Source organism: Candidatus Enterococcus testudinis (assembly GCF_002140915.1).
Classification (GTDB): Bacteria; Bacillota; Bacilli; order Lactobacillales; family Enterococcaceae; genus Enterococcus_D; species Enterococcus_D testudinis.
Genome location: NZ_NGKU01000001.1, coordinates 210,656 through 230,913 on the forward strand (window position 1 = coordinate 210,656; position 20,258 = coordinate 230,913).

The 20,258-nt window shown below is 40.9% G+C and carries 18 protein-coding genes; 9 read left to right on the forward strand and 9 right to left on the reverse strand.

All coding sequences use genetic code 11. The features are described 5' to 3' along the window. Positions 1-824 precede the first annotated feature (824 nt). The 3 genes from A5886_RS01050 (at position 825) to A5886_RS01060 (ending at position 4,118) form a co-directional block, all read left to right on the forward strand. Complete coding sequence (locus A5886_RS01050) at positions 825-1,370, forward strand: hypothetical protein (protein ID WP_086273236.1); 546 nt, start codon at positions 825-827, stop codon at positions 1,368-1,370. Then, positions 1,336-2,403: a radical SAM protein gene (locus tag A5886_RS01055; RefSeq protein WP_086273237.1), complete on the forward strand. Its 1,068-nt coding sequence runs from the start codon at positions 1,336-1,338 to the stop codon at positions 2,401-2,403. Before A5886_RS01050 ends, A5886_RS01055 begins: the two co-directional genes overlap by 35 nt. 125 nt (positions 2,404-2,528) lie before the next feature. Further along, positions 2,529-4,118 (forward strand): ABC transporter transmembrane domain-containing protein, encoded by a 1,590-nt coding sequence (locus A5886_RS01060; RefSeq protein ID WP_179189945.1) that lies wholly within the window; start codon positions 2,529-2,531, stop codon positions 4,116-4,118. A gap of 540 nt (positions 4,119-4,658) precedes the next feature. Here the strand turns inward: A5886_RS01060 and A5886_RS01065 are convergent. The 3 genes from A5886_RS01065 to A5886_RS01075 are packed head-to-tail and all read right to left on the reverse strand — an operon-like array spanning position 4,659 to position 5,936. Continuing rightward, positions 4,659-5,111, reverse strand: a complete 453-nt coding sequence (locus A5886_RS01065) for a GNAT family N-acetyltransferase (protein WP_179189946.1) — start codon at positions 5,109-5,111, stop codon at positions 4,659-4,661. A 26-nt stretch (positions 5,112-5,137) separates the two neighbouring features. Further along, positions 5,138-5,602 (reverse strand): ImmA/IrrE family metallo-endopeptidase, encoded by a 465-nt coding sequence (locus tag A5886_RS01070; RefSeq protein WP_086273240.1) that lies wholly within the window; start codon positions 5,600-5,602, stop codon positions 5,138-5,140. Then, positions 5,595-5,936: a helix-turn-helix domain-containing protein gene (locus A5886_RS01075; protein ID WP_086273241.1), complete on the reverse strand. Its 342-nt coding sequence runs from the start codon at positions 5,934-5,936 to the stop codon at positions 5,595-5,597. Before A5886_RS01075 ends, A5886_RS01070 begins: the two co-directional genes overlap by 8 nt. Before the next feature lie 162 nt (positions 5,937-6,098). Here A5886_RS01075 and A5886_RS01080 point away from each other — a divergent pair, with 162 nt between their 5' ends. Beyond that, positions 6,099-6,473: a hypothetical protein gene (locus A5886_RS01080; RefSeq protein ID WP_086273242.1), complete on the forward strand. Its 375-nt coding sequence runs from the start codon at positions 6,099-6,101 to the stop codon at positions 6,471-6,473. A 51-nt stretch (positions 6,474-6,524) separates the two neighbouring features. Here the strand turns inward: A5886_RS01080 and A5886_RS01085 are convergent, their stop codons facing one another. The 4 genes from A5886_RS01085 to A5886_RS01100 form a co-directional block, all read right to left on the reverse strand. Then, complete coding sequence (locus A5886_RS01085) at positions 6,525-8,288, reverse strand: ABC transporter ATP-binding protein (RefSeq protein ID WP_086273243.1); 1,764 nt, start codon at positions 8,286-8,288, stop codon at positions 6,525-6,527. Between the two features lie 59 nt (positions 8,289-8,347). Beyond that, positions 8,348-9,106, reverse strand: a complete 759-nt coding sequence (locus tag A5886_RS01090; protein WP_086273244.1) for a MarR family winged helix-turn-helix transcriptional regulator — start codon at positions 9,104-9,106, stop codon at positions 8,348-8,350. Positions 9,107-9,330: 224 nt separating this feature from the next. Continuing rightward, on the reverse strand, positions 9,331-11,103 hold the full coding sequence (gene uvrC, locus A5886_RS01095; RefSeq protein WP_086273245.1) for an excinuclease ABC subunit UvrC: 1,773 nt from the start codon (positions 11,101-11,103) through the stop codon (positions 9,331-9,333). Between the two features lie 168 nt (positions 11,104-11,271). Then, complete coding sequence (locus A5886_RS01100; RefSeq protein ID WP_086273246.1) at positions 11,272-12,120, reverse strand: LysR substrate-binding domain-containing protein; 849 nt, start codon at positions 12,118-12,120, stop codon at positions 11,272-11,274. Positions 12,121-12,200: 80 nt separating this feature from the next. Between A5886_RS01100 and A5886_RS01105 the strand changes: the two genes are divergently transcribed. After that, entirely contained in the window at positions 12,201-13,199 is a 999-nt protein-coding gene (locus A5886_RS01105) for a YeiH family protein (RefSeq protein ID WP_086273247.1), read from the forward strand. Between the two features lie 102 nt (positions 13,200-13,301). Here A5886_RS01105 and A5886_RS01110 read toward each other — a convergent pair whose 3' ends face one another. Both A5886_RS01110 and A5886_RS01115 read right to left on the reverse strand, forming a co-directional pair. After that, positions 13,302-13,787: a GNAT family N-acetyltransferase gene (locus A5886_RS01110; RefSeq protein ID WP_086273248.1), complete on the reverse strand. Its 486-nt coding sequence runs from the start codon at positions 13,785-13,787 to the stop codon at positions 13,302-13,304. A gap of 99 nt (positions 13,788-13,886) precedes the next feature. After that, on the reverse strand, positions 13,887-14,807 hold the full coding sequence (locus A5886_RS01115) for a methyl-accepting chemotaxis protein (RefSeq protein WP_086273249.1): 921 nt from the start codon (positions 14,805-14,807) through the stop codon (positions 13,887-13,889). Positions 14,808-15,014: 207 nt separating this feature from the next. Here A5886_RS01115 and A5886_RS01120 point away from each other — a divergent pair, with 207 nt between their 5' ends. The 4 genes from A5886_RS01120 (at position 15,015) to A5886_RS01135 (ending at position 20,246) form a co-directional block, all read left to right on the forward strand. Next, positions 15,015-15,971, forward strand: coding sequence for an alpha/beta hydrolase (locus A5886_RS01120; RefSeq protein ID WP_086273250.1), 957 nt, complete (start codon positions 15,015-15,017; stop codon positions 15,969-15,971). Positions 15,972-16,192: 221 nt separating this feature from the next. Beyond that, complete coding sequence (gene alsS / locus A5886_RS01125; protein ID WP_086273251.1) at positions 16,193-17,845, forward strand: acetolactate synthase AlsS; 1,653 nt, start codon at positions 16,193-16,195, stop codon at positions 17,843-17,845. Positions 17,846-17,862: 17 nt separating this feature from the next. After that, complete coding sequence (budA, locus tag A5886_RS01130) at positions 17,863-18,579, forward strand: acetolactate decarboxylase (RefSeq protein WP_086273252.1); 717 nt, start codon at positions 17,863-17,865, stop codon at positions 18,577-18,579. Positions 18,580-18,767: 188 nt separating this feature from the next. After that, positions 18,768-20,246: a phytoene desaturase family protein gene (locus A5886_RS01135; protein WP_086273253.1), complete on the forward strand. Its 1,479-nt coding sequence runs from the start codon at positions 18,768-18,770 to the stop codon at positions 20,244-20,246. Positions 20,247-20,258 lie beyond the last annotated feature (12 nt).

The following is a 20,258-nucleotide window of genomic DNA, read 5'->3' on the forward strand; positions in this document are numbered from 1 at the left end:
AAAAAATAGAAATTTTTAAGAGGTTTAAATAACGCAATACGAGGATTTTCTTTTGAAAATAAAATGCAATGCAGTAATTATTTATCATGACAGATTCACTAATCGTTGTTTAGAGACAACGAAAGAACTTAAAGGGATGGGCTATTTTTGTTAGTAAAGCAAGCTACCCGATATGAAAAGCGTACACTTTTTGGCCCTGAGATATTGGTCTGGGGAAATAACTATTTTAAAAATAAAAGAATTTTGTTAGTAGGAGAAATTCTAATCATTGAACATACATTGAAGTATTAGATAAAATCAAGCATAGACTGAAAGAATAAAAAAGGGTATACAATTGAGTATCAAAATTAGCTAGATATAAGTTTTTTGGTGCAGCTGAAGTTTATTTTATGAAGAATAATAATAGTAAATATGGTTTTGATATAATAGAATAGGCAGATTGCTTCCAAATGAGGTGTCTGTAGTATTTATGCATTATCTATTGTTGGTTGTCCCCCAAAATATTGTTGACCTAATCATTGAGCTATTTTCTCACTGGTTGGGTGAGAAAGACAAAGAAGATAGCTAGCAAGTTGCTATCCAACTCATATGCTGGCAGTCGCGACTAGCTTAAAAAAGGCGCTTGCATTTATAGAGGTTAGGGAGCGGATTTTTGCTGCAATGCTAAAAGTATTATAATGGTTTGCAAACATATTAAATCACTAATGGTCGGGAAAAATTCGATAAAAAGTATGAATGAAATCTATGAAAATATTGTCGAGGAATTAAGTATGATGTTTTATTGCTGTCTCTTATACACATCTAGATGTGTATAAGAGACAGTATTGATTCAGTCTGTCATTGGTGAGAAAGAGAGGATAAATAATAATACTAAAGATATAAATCAGTTGTTACTAGAGGCTTTTGAGGATAATCGTTTGTCTGATATCTGTAAATCAAGAGAAATTGAAAAGTTGGTTGGATATTTGATTGAGAAGAAAATACTAATGCCTCAAAATACTGCTGATTATAATGATGATTCCAGAGGATGGTACAATGTAAATTCTTTTGTATCTGTGCAAACCTATGTTGCTGGACATACAATAGTTGGAAGTGCAGCTGCAGTAGTTGTAGCTGGAATAACTGTTGCAGTTGCAGCAGCTATCGCGCTTGTGATAAGAAAGCCAGAGGAAGAAAATCAGAGAGTAGAAATTGAATTGAAAAATTCTATCTATAAGAGTTGTGCTCTTTTAGCTGCAAAATTTGGAGGTGTGGATTTTGGTAATGAAGCATATGGCTTTTTCCAAAAGTTGGAAAATGGAACCTATAGAATAGTCGAGAAGGATGTAGATAATAGTGAAGATAGCATCGTCGGATATAGCCCTTGTTAGAGATTACTACCCTAATTCAGCAGGAATATTGTTAACTTTTAAATGTAATGCAATGTGTGAGGAATGCTGTTTTGAATGCGGGCCCAAAAATCCTTTTGCTCTTACAAAAGAGAATATAAAGAATGTGATTGATCAAACATCGGAAATGGAGTCTGTTAATTTTATTGTTTGGACAGGCGGAGAAGCTTTTCTAAACTACAATTTATTGCTTTTTTCTCTGGAATATGCTCATAAAATGGGATTGCGTTCAAGAATAGTTTCAAATGGATTCTGGGCTAGAAATAAAGACGTAGCTAAAGCCAAATTGAAACCTTTGATTGATAGAGGATTAATTGAGCTTAATGTTTCAACAGGAGATAATCACCAAGAATACATTCCAGTAGAGAGAGCATTGACAGCTGCTATTAGTGCAGTAGAACTTGGGATACTAGCTTTTGTTACAGTGGAGAGTACAAGTAACTCAACTTTTAAAGTGGACGATGTCTATAAACATGAGTTATATACCGAGTTGGAGAAGACCGATTATGATAGGAGCTTGTTTAGGGCAGCTTCTACTGTCTGGGTGTCTTTCCATAAAGATAAAAAATATTCTTATGATTACGACACACCACCTATGCCGGAAATAGAAAATGGCTGTGATAGTTTGTATCAAATGATCAATGTAGATCCCAAAAATCAAGCTCTTTCTTGCTGTGGGTTGGCGGTCGAGCATATAAGTGAATTACAGTTGGGGAAAGTTACTACAGAGCAAAACTCACTTAGAAACTTATATAACCAACAAAAAGAAGACTTTATGAAGCAATGGCTATATGTGGATGGACCGATCACAATTTTACAAAAAGCAAAACAATGGGATCCCACAATTGAAAGTGTTAAATTTGTGCATTTCTGTCAAACGTGTGCGTATATTTTCAATAATCCAAAAGTTCAAAAAGTAATTAAAGAAAATTATACAGAAATAATAGAAGATGTTCAAAAAAGGTTTGTGAGTAAAATAAAATTATCGTCATACTTGAAAGGAATACGAGATTGAAGTGAGAAGTATTACGACTCATTTTAATTTAGAATTATCGCGAGCATATTAAATCCTCGCGATAATTTTTGAATATTATAGTAACAAATTTCTTGAAAGAAAAAACACAATATAAGGGGTAAATGATGAAGGTCAGCTTAAGGGAAATGTTACTTCAACATAGATTTACTCTAGGCATTTTGATTGCATTAATTATTTTTCAAATAGTCCTTAGTTCAATTTTTCCATATTTTACAAAATATATAATTGACGATGTTTTGTTACAACACGATTTAAGTAAACTAAGGGATGTAATAGTGATTGCGATAATTCTCATTTTAGTTCAAATCCCTCTAAACATTGGTGTGAGCTACTACTGCTCTCTTTGGACCCAATTAATAATTTATGATCTTCGGCAAGATATAAGTGAAAAATTTCTGGAACGCAAAGACAATGCTGATGATAATGGATTATTTATCAACACAATTACTAGTGACTGTGAATTGGTTGGCAATCAACTCCTATCAATAATATTAAACGGCTTTCCTAACTTGCTTTTGATCTTTTTGTATGCGGCGATTCTATTGCAATTGAATACAAAATTAACAATTATTTCTTTGGTGATTGTTCCACTATATTTGTTAGTCTCTTATATGACATCAAAAAAAGTATATGTTTTATCAAAGGAACTACAAGGAAATCGTGATAAATTAATCGAATTTTTGAACAGCTATGTTCGAAATAAACTGTTAATTGATCTTTATAAATTAAATAATACAGAAAAGGAACGTTTCCAAGCAGCTACACAAAAAGTAAAAAATTCAAATGTCAAAGCCAACACAATATTGTCATTTTTTGGAAATATTTCTGGATTAATCTCAGTAGTAAGTCCTTTGATAGTCTTGTTTATTGGTAGTTTTATGGTAATACAAAAGCAACTGAGCTTGGGAACCTTAATCGCGTTTAATAGCTATATATCGTTGTTATTTTCACCTTTGGGAAAAACACTCAATATTCTACCTATGTTTTCACAAATGAAAGCGTCAATTGAAAGGATTGAGACTGCAAATTACTTAAATAAAAATATTAATACAGGACTCTACTCTGAAACAATGTTACCTGACAATCAACAAGTAAGAGTTCGCAATGTTATTCCGTATATAGGAGAGGAACCGTTACTAGGATCACCTCTTTCTTTTTCTATTTTTAAAAATAAAATAATCCAAATCGTGGGACCAAACGGTGTTGGAAAATCAATTGTTTTAAAAACTCTTATAAATTATTTTGATAATTTTTCAGGTTGTGTAGAAATACGGAAAGATCTCAATATAGTTTATGTACCACAAGAAAACTTTTTGTTCGAAGGCACAATTCAGAAAAATATGACCAAGGGTTTGTCACATTATCAGGAAACAGATATCTCATATTTAGTTGATTTGTTAAAATTCGACTTGTCCTTAGATACGGTAGTGAGTCCGTTTAATATCACCTTGAGTAGCGGTCAATTGCAGAAAATAAAATTGATACGCGCGTTTCTCAGCAATCCTGATGTTTTGTTAATCGATGAGGCTATAGCAAATTTAGATAGGGAAATATTGCAACGTATAATCGATTTTATTCAAGAGAAGAAGGTATCTGTCGTTTTTGTATACCACGGTGACATTAGTTCTTTCTTCAAATATGGTGAATTTGAAGTATTAGATTTAGCTGATTATAATCCTAGGTGTTTATGCTAATAATAATGTTTAATTATGAATGCTGTATCATTTTGACACACATGTAGTAAAAGATAGAGATGAGGATAAGAGATGTGAAATTAAGAATAGGTGATAATATAATCAAGAGAAGAATAGATCACGAAATGACACAAAAGGAAGTAGAAAAAAATTTGGTGTAACAGAAGCTGCTATATCAAGATGTGAAAAAGGTATCTTATACCCCATTTACCTAATTTGGTTAAATTAGGACTCTGTTTTGATTGTAGTATTGAAAGTTTTCTTACCTACGATAGTGTTCTTGATTCTGAAGATATTCAACTTATTTAGAAATTTGCTGCCAATAAACTTGGAAAAGGAGAAAGTTTATTGGCAGCAAATATATTTTTAATAGGAGGAAAACCAAATGTCCATAATTAAGAATATCAGAGAAAAAGACGAATTTCTTGGTAATTAATGTCATACAATCATGAATAAGCGCAACAAATGTAAAAGGTGTGGTTATCATAAGGACTGTTTTGTTTCGAATCCGACAATATTTTTATCCTTTTTACGATATTCTCAAAGAGTCTTAGCAAAACAAACAGCGTCAGCTCTACCTTGATAATGGCCATAATTACGGATGATCTGATAGTCATTTTTTAAATAGAAAGTCACTGCAGCAGTGTTGATTTTGCGTGTCTCACAGATCAATCGTTGATAGCCTTCACTTCTAGCAGTCAGTTCAAGATGACGCAACAGCTTGCTGCCGATACCTGATGTATTCGGTCGAGTATAAATACGTTTCAACTCAGCGGTTCCAATATCAATCTTTTGGAAGGAACCGCAAGCAGTAGGTTGTTGTTCGTGATAAGCAACGACGAAATAACTGCCAGGCTCATTCATTCTTGCTGCATGGAAGTGTCGCATACCGTTATCGCCAGTGATGTTGGTCAAAGCTGCAGACAATTCGGCTAAAAGCAACTGGGCATCTGGAGTTGTAGGTGTCTGAGGACGAAATAGTAAATCGGTCATTGTTCTCCCTTCCATCAACGTTTGGACTAAAAAGTCTTGACCACTTCAATCGTTCCATCAATATGGAAAAACAGCGTATAATTGTCTTCTGTTTTGATGCCGTCAAAACGGCGGGCATAGTAAGTGACCGCGTCTTTTAGGGTTTGTGGCGGCACTGCTAAAAAAGCAGCGCAGTCGATTAATGTTGTGCAGCCTTCTTCGAAGCAACGAATGATATCATAAGGAGAAACAACAATGGCAGACCCAATTGCGCGGGCTTTGTGTTCTTGCTTCCGCTTTTCATTGGTATCTTGTGCGGTAATGTCTCCTGCGCTGGTCAAATAATGACCAATTTCTTCGCCCATCGTCCGCAACAACTCTTCTTGTGATTGATCAGGATTGAGGTAGACGTGGTGGTCAATATACAACCCTTGTTGTCCAGCAGGCATGTTTTTGTCAAAGACAAAAGCCAAATCTGGATAAGCGGCCATCAATTCTTCCACTTTATCCATGTACATCATTCCTTTTGCTGTGGCGTTGTTTGATAAATTCGATATAGCTAACGATATCATCCATTTGCTCATCAGTCACATCTTCATCAATGTGGGCAGCCACTGTTTGTGCTTTAACTGACTGCGGCTGAAACTGCTGATCAGGTCGCCCCAAGAGAAAATCTGTCGATACGTGGAAAAGCTCAGCTAATTTCACAATCGTTGTGCCATCAGGTTCATTTCGGTCATTTTCGAAATGAGAATAGGCACCGCGACTAATGCCTAGTTGCGCGGCAATCTGTTGTTGCGTTTGATTGGACCGCAAGCGTAATGCCTTAAGACGTGCGCCTAGCATACATCAACGCCTCCTTTTTTTGTTAGTATACCATATCTGATATGAAATGTATCCCTTTGGCGTAAAAAGATACAGAAAATAGCTGTATCTGTTGACGATACGATTCGTATCTTTTATACTACCTTTATAGAGATACATTTTGTATCAAAGGGGGGTAGGGATATGGAAACATCGGTTTACACGGTCATTATTCCAGCACTTATCACGGGACTGGTGACATTCTTTGCGGCCAAGATATCGAGTAAAGCTTCTCTGGAACAAACCAATATTGATAATGCCCAGAAACTATATAAAAAATATGAAGCACTCAATCTAGAGTTGACCAACAAACTCGCCAAAATAGAAGCAGAAAATCACACATTGGATCAAACGTATCAACAGGCGATACTGATTTATCAAAGTAAACTGGCGCAAACAACCAATGAGCGGGATTATCTAAAACTGGAGAACCAACGTCTGTTGCATCAACTCCACGATGGAGGAACAGAGAATGAAGGAGAAGCAGTAAAAAGACGCACGCCCTATCGTCAGCAATAGAGCGTGCACCATGGAAAGATATGAAACGTTGTAAACCGTGCCAATGAGGTGTTATTGGACCATTTGTTCGTTGACGTAGGTTGCATAAAGGGGATGAGAGGCAATCAATTCTGCATGACTGCCTTGACCCGTGACTCGACCTTGTTCAATGAAGTAGATTTGGTCTGCATCAACGATCGTAGATAAGCGATGGGCAATCACCAACGTTGTCCGACCAGTCATAAGCTGATCCAAGGCCCGTTGGACTTTTTCTTCAGATTGTGAGTCAAGACTCGCCGTTGCTTCATCTAACATCAAAATTTTAGGGTTTCTTAAAAAGGCCCGTGCAATCGCAATGCGTTGTTTTTGACCACCAGATAGTTTGACACCGCGTTCGCCGATTTCAGTGTCCAGCTGTTGCGGAAAATCAGCGACAAATTGGTCTGCATAAGCCAAAGATAGGCCGTGCCATAATTTGTCGTCAGACAAGCGTTGCTGTAAACCATATTGCAAGTTGTCGCGAATCGTGCCAGCAAATACGGCACTGTCTTGTGATACATAACCAATTTGGCTGCGCCAGTCTTGCAAGTCGATTGCTGTAATCGACTGCTCTCCAATGCGGATTTCCCCAGTCGTGGGTTCGTAGAAGCGTTCCAGCAAAGCAAAAATCGTTGATTTGCCGCCACCGCTAGGCCCAGCAAAGGCGATGACACTGTTAGGTCTGGCTTCAAAGGAAATATCTGTCAAAATCGGTCTAGTCGCATCATAGCTGAAATCTAAATGTTGTGCGGTCAAGATGGCGCCATCGATATGGGCTTTTTCTTGACCATGGATTGACTCAATATCTGTTTCTAAAATTTCTTGGATACGTTCCGTAGCGCCCATTGCTTTTTGAACTTGTGAGAAAAATGTGGCAAAGGTTGTTACAGGAGCGATAATATTGAACAAGTAAAGCAAGAAAGCGACTAATGCACCACTTGTCAACGTACCTGCTTGTACCCGAACGGCACCGTAGCCTAAGATACCGACAAATAACCCCAACATTGCTGTCATCATCACCGGTTGTAAAACAGCTTCCACCTTCGCATCTTTGACACCTAATGTGAAAATATTGTTGATGTAGCCACGTCCCGTTTCTTGTTCGCTTTGTTCGCCATTACTGGATTTGATTAAGCGAATCTCGCCGAGTTTTTCACTTGCGTCGGCATTGAAATCCGCAGTAGCAGCTTGGAGTTGACGCCCTAATTTTGACATGATCTTGCCAATTGGCAGCATAATCAAAGCAATCAAAGGGACCGCGCTGAACATGATCGCCGCCATTTTCCAATCCATCCAAAATAGAATGGCCATCGAACCCACCAATTGGATCGATCCGGTCACAAAACTTGGGAATTGAGAAGTGACCAAGTCTTTGATAACTGTCGTGTCATTGACGAGGCGAGAACTGCTTTCTCCAGACTTGTGGGCATCAAAATAACCGACAGGCAAGTGCAAAAGATGTGTCCATAAGCGTTCTCGCAATGTTTGCACTGCACTTTCTCCAACATAACGCAGCAAAAATCCGCCCAAAGTGCCTAGTCCTAATTGTACAGCGAATGCCAAAATCAAGACAACCAACATTTGGCTGTTAAAAGTAGCTGCGCCGCTATTATCGACCAATCCTTTCGTCAATTGCGGGACGATCAAACTGGCACCGCTGGTGGTCAAACTCAAAACCATCCCTACAATAAAGAGTGATTTTTTAGGATTGGCACTCACGATCAGACGGGTAAAATCTTTTAATTTAAAAGTTTGCGTTGCTTGTGGTAGTTCTGTCAGTCTTGCTTCTTGTTGCATCATGTTTACCTCCTCTTCTAACGAATACGTGTTAGAAGGTTTCTTTCATCTCAAGTTGGTTAAAAATCTTGCCATTCATCTTGCGAAGAATGATCTGTATCCCGATGGGGCGCTTTTTGGTCAAATTCGGAAGGTTGTCCTTGAAAGAAAGGTTGTCCGCCCCAGCCAGGACGACAATCTTGGTTGTGTCCAAACGGTTGACCGCCACGCATGCCAGGTCGTCCTTGAAAAGGCATGTGGCGCATGGCTTCTTTCATTTGCTTCTTCATTGCACGGCGTTCATCGTGACTCAGTTCATGCCAATTGCCACCCCATTGTTCCATCATCGCTTCCCGCATTCCTTGCATCGCTTGGAAACGATCCATTGGATCCACAAAGCGCTCCGCTTGTTGTTGAAAGTCTGCTTCCCAACCGCCAGCGATTTTTTCCAGTAATTGCGCAAAGTCTGCTTGTTCTGCTTCGCTCAATCCATTAAAAAATGTTTCGCTGGAAGCTGCTTCTTTTTGTTGGGTCAATGCAGCAGCTTTTTGGCGCCCAGTTTCTGTTAAATAAATTCGTTTGCTCCGTTTATCTTCGGGGGTTTCGATCCGTTCGATCTCGCCGTTGTTTTCCATTTTCTTTAATAATTCTGCCAACGAGCTAGGACGCAAATCCAACACTTCTGCCAAGTGATTTTGCACCAAGCCATCTTCTAATGCCAAGATAGCCAACACCCGTTGTTGTCCAGTCAATCGTTGTTTGCGTTGACTTAAAAACGCGTTGCCGGCTTCGCTGATAAAGCGTAATTGTTTCATCAAATCATCTGTTGTTTTAGACATAGAGAACACTCCTTTAATTTATCGTTCGGTACCTAACGATATTGTAAAGTTAGTATAGTTCGGTACCGAATGAATGTCAATCATAAAATCAATAATTTTTTCAAACAAAATTGAAACGTGTCGTTTTTGAACATTTTAGCACCTTTACACAAAGGAAGTATTCGCAACAATAGGGTAAGACAGTCAAAAAAAGCTTTACCCACATGATGTGGATAAAGCTTTTTTTACGTATTCAACTTGGCTAAAATCGTTTCCGCCACTGACTGCGGAATACCAGCAGCTTGGATATCTGCAACAGAAGCTGTTTGGATATTTTTGAGCGACTTAAAGGTCTTCATCAGTTGTTGTTTTCGTTTTGGCCCTAAGCCGGGAATCTCATCCAGTTTGGAGGAGAAACTATTTTTGCTGCGTAATTGGCGATGGAAAGTGATCGCAAAACGATGGACTTCGTCTTGAATCCTTTGGAGTAAAAAGAATTCGACGGAATTACGTTCTAGCTGGATAGGGTCCAAAAATTCACCGAAAATCAGTTCGCTGGTTTTATGTTTGTTGTTTTTGACCAAACCAGCGACAGGAATATCGATCCCTAACTGATCATGCAAGACTTCTTGCGCGGCACCTACTTGAGCTTTCCCTCCATCAATGACGATCAAATCAGGGAAAGGCAGATTTTCTTTCAATACCCGTGAATAGCGACGATAGATGACTTCTTGCATTGATCCATAATCATCGCCACCTTGTGCGGTGCGAATCTTGTATTTTCGATAGTCATCCTTAAATGGTTTGCCATCAACAAAGACCACCATGGCCGAAACTGGGTCGGTCCCCATAATGTGTGAGTTGTCAAAGGCCTCGATTCGATAAGGTGTTGAGATACCCATTGCTTCGCCTAAACGATCCACTGCACCAATGGTCCGTTCTTCTGTTCGTTCGATCAACGCAAACTTTTGCGCCAACGCGATATGAGCATTTTTCGTGGCCAAATCAACCAATTTTTTCTTATCTCCTCGTTGCGGTTGCAAGACTTTGGTTGTCAGCAAGGCTTCTAAAGGCTCGGCCTCGATATTTTGAGGGACGAAGACCTCTTTTGGAATAAAATGCTCATTTTTTTGATAGAATTGACCAACAAAGGTCAAGAAATCTTCCTCTGCATCGTTGTAGAAAGGAAAGAGTGAGACTTCTCGTTCAATCAGCTTGCCTTGGCGAATAAAGAAGACTTGGACACACATCCAGCCTTTGTCGACACTGTAGCCAAAGACGTCTCGGTCCATTAAATCGGTCAACGTCATTTTTTGACGAGTCATGACCGTATCGATCGCTTGGATCTGATCGCGCAGTTCTGCTGCCCGCTCGAAAGACAATGTCTCTATGGCTGCAGCCATTTTTTCTTGCAGATCTTTCAAAATATCGACATGACCGCCATGGAAGAAGTGTTTGACCTGTTCAACGATTTTTTGGTATTCCTTGGGGTCGGTATCATGGACGTATGGACACACGCATTGACCCAAATGATAATAAAGACAAGGTCTTTTTTGGGAAGGCCCGCACTTTCTCAATGGAAATAAACGGTCCAACACACGTTTGGTTTCATTGGCTGCACGGGCATCAGGATAGGGGCCGAAATATAAAGCGCCGTCTTTCAATACTTTACGGGTGATGATCAATCGCGGATAGCGTTCTTTCGTCACCTTAATAAAAGGATAAGACTTGTCATCCTTTAACATGATGTTATATTTAGGTTTGTTTTTTTGAATCAAATTGATCTCAAGCAACAAAGCTTCCGTATTTGATTCTGTCACAACATATTCGAAATCATGGATTTCTTGGACCAAGCGTTCCGTTTTCGTGTCGTGGCTGCCGGTGAAATACGAACGAACACGGTTTTTGAGTATTTTGGCTTTCCCAACATAAATAATCTTGCCGTTTTTATCCTTCATCAAATAACAACCCGGTTGATCCGGCAGCAAGGCCAATTTATTTTTGATTTGCTCGTTCATGGCAATGTCCTTTCTAGATGTTATATATGCGTTATCTTAAGGGGAACGTAAGAGCCCATTTCGCTACCCTTCATTGTAGCACAATTTTTTGGAGAAACAATCAAATGCATAGGGACAAAGGGCAATACCTGTAATTGTAAGGAAATATTAAGCAATCGATTGGATAGATTAACCGCGAGTTTTGTATTCATTTTGCGTCAAGGCCCATTGCTGGATGAACGATTTCAAGGAATGGATTACTGTCTTGGAAGAATCCTCTCGCTGCAAGAGATAGAAGTGTCGTTCGAATCCAGGATCTAACGACTGGAAAGGCAAATCAGCGGCAGCTCTTTTAGAGACAATGGAACAGCCAAACCCTTTTTTTAGCATAGATACAATCAGCGCATTACTCGCAATTTCGATGATGGGTCCTTGAATATTCTGTTCTTCTAAATAACGCTTCGTGTAGTAATAAACACCAGAAGCTGTTTCACGTATCAACCAAGGACCAGCAGTATCTCCTGCTAAGACCAGTTGGTCAGTCATCAGCGGGGTGCGAATCAATGCGGGGGTGGCCAATGGTTTTTCGATGATGCCCAAGTCGAGTTCATGCTGGTTCATTGCTTGGGCCACCTCTGCTGAGTTCATCAATTTTATCGAGAAAGAGACATGTGGAAAAGCGTTGGACAAATCAATCAATAAATCCGGCATCAACACCATTGCAAAGGTATGTGAAACGCCAATTTTACAATGTATTGTGGTTTGGCGAGGTGCGTGCATATCTTCTCTAATGGTAGCCCAATCATCGAGTAAATCCAGTGCTTTATCGTATAACACATCGGCTTGAGGGGTCGCTGTAATAGTGATGCGCCCATTTCTAATGAATAGTATTGTATCTAGGTCAGCTTCTAACTGTTTGATTTGTGTAGAAACTGTGGGCTGGGAAATAAAAAGCAATTCAGCAGCTTTGGAGAAGTTTCGAGTTTCATAAACCAATTTGAATGTCTCTAATAATTTAAACAATGCAATCACTTCCATTTGAATATTTTATCAATGCTATTGTATCAATAAATCAAACCAATAGGAAAATATGTGTATAATAAATCTCAGATGAAAGGATGAGCAGAATGAACTATAGAGTGAACACCCAACTTTTTCCAGGATTGATACTTGCAGTCGTTGTCGCAATCAGTGCCAAGTTGGCGGCATTATTGGTACCACAAATTGGTGGTGCAACATTGGCTATTTTGCTGGGTATTGTGCTTGGCAATACCTATTTCAACCAAGCAAGCTATCAACAGGGAACCAAATTTGCCGAAAGCCGCTTATTGGAATATTCAGTGGTCTTATTGGGCTTTACAGTTACGTTCCAAACCATCAGTGAAATGGGTGTTAGAGGGTTTATATTCATTGTTTTGATGATGAGTATCGTGATCACATCAGCGATGCTCATTGGGAAGAAACTGGGCTTTAGTCAAGCGATGGGGATGATGATGGCGGGAGGAAACGCTGTTTGCGGTTCTTCAGCGATTGGGGCGATCGCACCAGCAATCAACGCTGACGATGAAGAAAAAGGTCAGATCATTACATTAGTCAATTTACTGGGAACGGTCATGATGTTGACATTGCCTTTTCTTGGTTTGGCCATGTATGGGGAGGATTTATTGGCCAAGAGTGCTTTATTAGGCGGAACATTGCAATCCGTGGGACAAGTTGTGGCTGGCGCCAGCTTGTTGGATGAGGAAGTAGTCAAATATGCGATGCTTTTCAAAATCACGCGTATTATTTTGCTAACCGTTGTGGTCATACTTTTCAAGAAAATGGCCAAAAACAATCCGCAAAGTACCCCAAATAAAGGCTTGCCGATTCCTTGGTACGTCTTAGGTTTCTTGCTGATTTGTATCTTCAACAGTTTTACGACCTTGCCTCAGTGGCTGAGTCAGACAGCGCAATTTATTAGTGGCTGGTTTGAAACAACGGCATTAGCTGCGATAGGGTTGCGTTTGGATTTTAGGAAATTTGTGAAGGAAGGCCCGCGCTTTTTGTATTACGGCTTATCGATAGGGGCAGTGCAGACAGTGGCAGCAGTGCTGTTGATATGGTTGCTGCAGATTTAAAGAGCATAATAAACAAACGTTTTTGCCAACGATATGAACGGATTGGCAGAAACGTTTGTTTGTCTCTTTAGGGAATGGTCTGTTTTGCCACGTAGATTGTGGTTAAAGTCTTTTCACAAAAAATCGATCCATCGTTGTATGCTGTACTGTCTGTAAAGGACCATCTATTTCTTGGTAGCCAGCTTTTTTATAGACATGGAGAGCGACCGAAAGTGCATGATGTGTTTCAAGATAAAGTTGTTGATAACCTGTTTCTTTGGCACTCGATTCAATTTTTTGAAGCAGTCGATAACTCAAACCTAGTCCTTTTGCAAGCGGACTGAGATAAAATTTTTGCAATTCAGCGATCTTTTTGGATTCGTCGTATGGCGCATAACCGCCACCGCCTAAAACAGTACCTGTTCCATTGACTATTGTAAAATAATTGCCATGCGGCTGTGTGTTATAAAAAGCACTCAAATGCGCCAATTCAGGATCAAAATAGGCAGTTCCTGGCAAGTCTAGTTGATGATCAGCAAGATTTTGTCGAATGATCGCTGCGAGAAACGGATCATCATTGGGTTCAATCAAACGTATGGTCGGGTGCATCGTGGTTGTCCTCCTGTAAGAAAACTAGTTACAGTGTACCACACTCAAAGAGATAGAAGTGATTCAACACTCGTCATACAGTTAATTTTTAAAAAATAATCACGTGGTCAGCTCATTTTCTTTCATCAAAAAACGCGCTTCGTCTTTCAGCAGACCCGCAGTTTCTTGAAGCTGATTGTAGGATTTTAAGACGTCGAATAAGCGCTGTTGGGACGCGTTCAATGTATCCTTAGTAGCATCGGAACTTTCCAACACCAAACGTGCTTGTGCATTGATTGCTTTCAGGGCTGCGTCGATACCGTGGGTCAGTTGTTTGGTTTGCTCGGCCAATTTTTGCATTTCATCTGTTACCACCCGAAAGCCCGCAGCTTGTTCGCCGATTCTGGCTGTTTCAATGGCGGCATTGAAGGACAATAGTTTGGTTTGTTGCGCGATGCGATTGATATCCTGCAGCACATGTGCAACTTCTTCGATTTGCGCTTCTAGGCTTTGGGAGGTCTGTTGATTTTGATCAGACAATGCGTTGACTTTCGTCAAGTTTGTTGATAACAGGTCGACTTGTTGATGTCCGCTATCAGATAAATGTGTTAATACAGCGGCACTTTCTTGGACTTTCTTGACGGTTACTGCCAAAGTCGTTTCCCGTTGGGTAATATCAAAAGCAATTTTGACGACATGGTTCACCTCATGATGTTCATCAAGAACCGGAAAGTAGACACCTTCCAAAATCAATGTGTCCCCTTGTTTATTCTTGCGGATGATTTTGTCTTGAAAACTTTTCTTGGTATCGAGAAGCTGAAACCAAAAGTCTTGGTACGATTGGCTATTGGCGTAAGTTGTGTCACAAAATGTTTTGTGGGGTAAGCCAATGATCTCCTCCGTTGAGTAGCCGAGGACATCGGCCATGATGTCATTGGCGAACACAACGTGTTTATTGGTATCGAATACGATAACTGCGAGTTCTTTGAAAATGGCTCTAAGTAAATGGTCGTTCTGATCTCCTGCTAATGTAAAATTCATCGGGGTTCACCTTTCTCTTTGGGAAGTCTTCCTTCACGCGTCCTCCAACTATCGGTTGAGAACCTTTGTCATTTAAGAGGCTATATGAAAATAAACGGCTTTCTAAGAAAAAAATAAAAAATATGACAAAAAGCAAGTTGTTTTGCTTCTAAGCATGTAGATGATAGGCTTGTTTTAGAAGCAAATAAAGAAAAAGGAGCGAATCGTATGACAGACAGAATATCATTAGAACCAGCAGCCATTGATTTCAGTGAGGAAAATGCAGCACATCCACGTATCTATGAATTGCCACCTGAAGAAGGTCGTGCGCTTTTAGAAAAAGTGCAAGAAGCACCGATCGACAAGTATGCAGTCGACATTGAAGACCAAGAAATTGACACAGGCGACTGGGGCAAAATCAATGTTCGATTTGTACGGCCCGCAGGCAACCATGATATTTTGCCAGTCATTTATTACCTCCATGGTGCGGGATGGGTCTTTGGCAGTGCGGCGACCCACGATAAATTGATTCGAGAACTAGCCGTTCGAACAAACGCATTGGTGATTTTTCCAGAGTACAGTCGTTCACCTGAAGCCAAATATCCAACAGCAATCGAACAAAACTATGCTGTTTTGCAGCAATTACCAGGTTTTGTGGAGACAAAAGCGATCGATATAAGCCGTTTGACAGTAGCAGGAGATTCCGTTGGTGGAAATATGGCCACGGTCATGGCGCTGCTGACGAAATCCCGAGGCGGGATCCCAATCGCGCAACAGCTTTTATTCTATCCTGTAACAGATGCCACCTTCGATACGCCTTCTTATGAAGCTTTCGGTGAAGGGTATTATTTGACCAAAGAAGGCATGGAATGGTTCTGGAATCAATATACGACAGATCCAGAAGACCGCGGGACAAGCACAGCAGCACCTTTACGAGCAAGTGCCGAAGAATTAGCGGATTTACCACCAGCTCTGATCATTACAGGTGAAGCAGATGTTTTGAGAGATGAAGGAGAAGCCTATGCGCAACATCTGCGAGAGGCTGGTGTTGAGATGACACAAGTGCGGATGCAAGGCATCATTCATGATTTTGTGATGGTCCATGCTCTAGATCAAACCAACGCTGCTCGTGGCGCGATGGATTTAGCCACTACATGGATCAAACAAAAAAATCAACCGCAGTAAATATAATCGTCTTTCAAAACGAAAAAATCGTCGGTCTTCGACGATTTTTTTGTGCTTTAGAATCAGACCTTGAATGCCTGTGTTGGCAAGCATGGAACCGTTATCGATAAAACGCTTGTTTTTATAATACAGATTAATTTAATTGTTTTTAGTTGATAAATTAGCGAAAAGTGCTATTATTTTATTTGTGATTAATACAGATTTTGAGAAGAGGTAATACAGTGAGCAAAAAAGGATCAGAATTGATTGTTGAAAGTTTGGAAAATCATCATGTACCCTATATCTTTGGCATTCCCGGTGCAAAAATCGATGGCGTATTCGATGTATTAGTGGATCATGGTCCAGAATTGATTTTGGCAAGACATGAACAAAATGCCGCTTTTATGGCACAAGCCATTGGCCGTTTGACGGGTGAACCAGGTGTCGTGATCGCAACAAGTGGCCCTGGTGCCAGTAATTTGGCTACTGGATTGGTCACAGCAACAGCAGAAGGTGATCCTGTATTGGCTATTGCTGGTCAGGTCAAACGGTCTGACTTATCCAAGTTGACACATCAAAGTATGAACAATGCCGCTCTCTTTGCCCCAATAACCAAGTTCAGCAGTGAAGTCCAAGACCCAGAAACATTATCGGAGAGCATTGCCAATGCCTTTCGGATTGCAAAAACAGCCAAAAAAGGGGCTAGCTTTTTGTCGATTCCGCAAGATGTGACGGATGGACAAGCGCAAGGGGCAGCGATTCAACCTTTATCTGCACCAAAATTAGGTCCAGCAGATCAAGCCGATATCGATAAGTTGGCCGCACGTATCCATGAAGCCAAGTTGCCTGTTTTGCTACTTGGGATGCGGGCTTCTGGTGTGAAAGAAACGCAAGCCATTCGCCACTTGGTCGCAAAAACCGGTTTGCCAGTCGTTGAAACCTTTCAAGGTGCTGGGATTATTTCTCGTGAATTAGAAGGCCATTTCTTTGGTCGGGTCGGACTCTTTCGTAATCAACCCGGAGATATGTTGTTGAAACGCAGCGATTTGGTGATTGCTGTTGGGTATGATCCAATTGAGTATGAAGCCCGTAATTGGAATGCCGAAAAAGATGCCCGCGTCATCGTGATCGACGAAGTGCCTATGGAAATCGATCCATTTATGCAACCAGAAGTAGAATTGATGGGCAGCATCGCCAAAATCAGTGAACAATTGGCACAAACCATGACTGGCTATCAATTATCAGAAGATGCACAGACGTATTTGCGTGCATTGCAAGACAAACTGAACCAAAAGCCAACAATCAAAGAAGGACAAGCGCAAACGGTGCATCCTTTGGAAATCATTGATGTCCTCCAGCAAGAAGTCACTGATGATATGACAGTAACCGTAGATGTCGGTAGTCATTATATTTGGATGGCGCGTCATTTCCGCAGCTATGAGCCGCGCCATTTGTTGTTCAGTAATGGGATGCAAACCTTAGGTGTAGCTTTGCCTTGGGCCATTTCTGCAGCATTGGTTCGACCTAACACACAAGTGATTTCGATTTCGGGTGACGGTGGTTTCTTGTTTTCGGCTCAGGAATTGGAGACAGCGGTTCGTTTGAAACAATCGATCATCCATTTGATTTGGAATGATGGGGCCTATAATATGGTCAAGTTCCAAGAAGAAATGAAATATGACCGTGCATCAGGTGTCGACTTCGGGCCAGTAGATTTTGTGAAATATGCTGAAGCATTTGGTGCCAAAGGCTTACGGGCAACGACAAAACAAGAATTAATGGCGGCCATCGAAGAAGGATTGGCGACGGAAGGACCAGTGATCATTGATATCCCCGTGGATTATTCCGATAATGCCGCATTAGGCAAAACGATTTTGCCAGACCAATTTTATTAAGAACAGGAGCATTTCTAATGAACGTAACAAGCAAAAGTTATCTTTACCAACACGGCACATTAGGCGGCTTGATGCAAGATTTGATGGAAGGAACCGAACAAATCGGCCGCTTACTGGCTGAAGGTGATACAGGTATTGGTACATTAGCTGGGTCAGATGGTGAAGTAATCATTTTAGATGGGCGAATTTACCATGTGGATCAGACTGGAGACGTACGGCAATTAACTGGTACCGAAAAAACACCCTATGCTGCAGTGACCCGTTTTGCAGCCAATAAACACGTATCGATTTATACTGAAACAAGCAGTGAACGGGTCAAAGAAGCGATTTTGGCACAGGTAAGTCCGAATTTGTTTACGGCGGTCAAAATGCGGGGCGTATTTTCCCACATGCACGTCCGAGTGGCACCCAAGCAAACCAAACCTTATCCTAAATTTGTTGACATCATCGACAACCAACCGGAATATCAAGCGGATGATATTGCTGGAACAATCGTTGGGTTCTTCACACCGCAATTATTCCACGGTGCTGCTGCGGCTGGTTTTCATTGGCATTTTCTAAGTGATGATCATTGTTTTGCCGGTCATGTCTTAGCATTTGATTTGGCTGCTGGCGAAATTGAGTTGATGGAACTTGCGGAGTTTCGCCAACATTTTCCAATCGATGATGCGGATTTTTTGCAACGAGAAATCGATGTGGCAGGAATTGCCAAAGACATTCAGGTGGCGGAATAATAGAGCAGATGTGACGTCAATGAACAGAAAGAAATAGTGCACAAAAGGTGTCTAGTGAAACGACTAGCGCCTTTTTTTGTCTGCAGAGAGCGTGATTTGTTCGAGAATCTTCTCTGCATGATAGAATGGATAAAGGAAAATATAAAGTGTGTGCCTAAGACAACCAAGTAGGCAGAAAGAGGCAAAGAATGACAGACAAAAAAACGCGTGTTGTCGTGATTGGCGGTGGCCTGGGCGGACTATCCGCGGCGGTGTCATTGACCCAAGAAGGCTATCAAGTCACAGTTGTGGAAAAAAATCATCATTTGGGCGGCAAGTTGAACCGTTTGGACAAGAATGGATTTGGTTTTGATCTGGGTCCGTCTATTTTAACGATGCCTCACATATTTGAAGCCTTATTCACGAAAAGTCAGCGAAAGATGCAAGATTATGTCTCTATCCGGCGACTCCCTTTGGAATGGCGCTCGTTCTTTCCTGATGGCAGCAAAATCGATCTGTATGGAGATCTGTCTCGTATGGCCAAAGAAAATCCAGCCCTCAAAGCAAAAGATATAGAAGAATATCGGACATTCTTATCGTATGCCAAGGAGATTTACGATTTGACGAAAGAAGGGTATTTTGCCGAAGGTTTCGATCAGACAACAGATGTTTTGCGCCATCATGGTGTTTTCAAGGCATTGAAAGGCTTTGATTATTTTTCGACGATGCAAGAAGCAATCAATCAGCGGGTGAGCAATCCGAAGATGCAAGAGATGTTGGGTTATTTCAGCAAATATGTGGGATCTTCACCTTATGATGCACCGGCTGTGTTGAATATGATGAGTTATATGCAGCACGCCCAAGGGGTTTGGTATGTATCTGGCGGCATGCATCGGTTGGCAGAAGGCATCGTGCAATTAGCCAAGGAGATCGGTGTGACGTTCATTACCGGGCAACAGGTGATGAAGCTAGATACACAAGACAAACAGGTCACAACAGCCTATCTCGCGGATGGTCGGACAGTCACCGCAGATATTTTTGTATCGAATATGGAAGTTATTCCGGCGTATCAGCAGCTATTGTCGGAAGTGTCACCGAAAGTGCAGAAAAAATTTGAACCAGCCAGTTCGGGCTTTGTCTTGCATTTGGGGGTCAAAGGAGCATATCCGCAGTTGGCCCACCATAACTTTTTCTTTTCAGAGGCGGCGCAGCAGAACTTTGATCAGAACTTTCATGACCATCAATTGCCAGAAGATCCGACGATTTATCTGGTCAATGTCAACAAAACGGATCCAAGTCAAACGGTTGCTGGACATGAGAATATCAAAATTTTGCCCCATATCCCCTACTTACAGGATACGCCCTTTATGGAAGCGGAATACACCGCATTTCGCCAGCGGATATTAGAGAAACTAGAGAGAATGGGGTTAACAGATCTGCAAAAAAATATTGTCTTTGAAGACCGGTGGACACCAGCAGATATCGAAGCCAATTATTTGTCTCATCACGGCGCGATTTATGGCACTGTGTCTGACCGCAAAAAAAATCACGGCTTTAAGCACCCTAAGCGCAGCGAGAAATACGATAACCTTTATTTTGTCGGTGGCACAGTCAATCCAGGTGCGGGCATGCCGATGGTGACCTTAAGCGGGCAACAAGTCAGTCGGATGATTGTCCAAGGGGAATAAGGGAAACAAAAG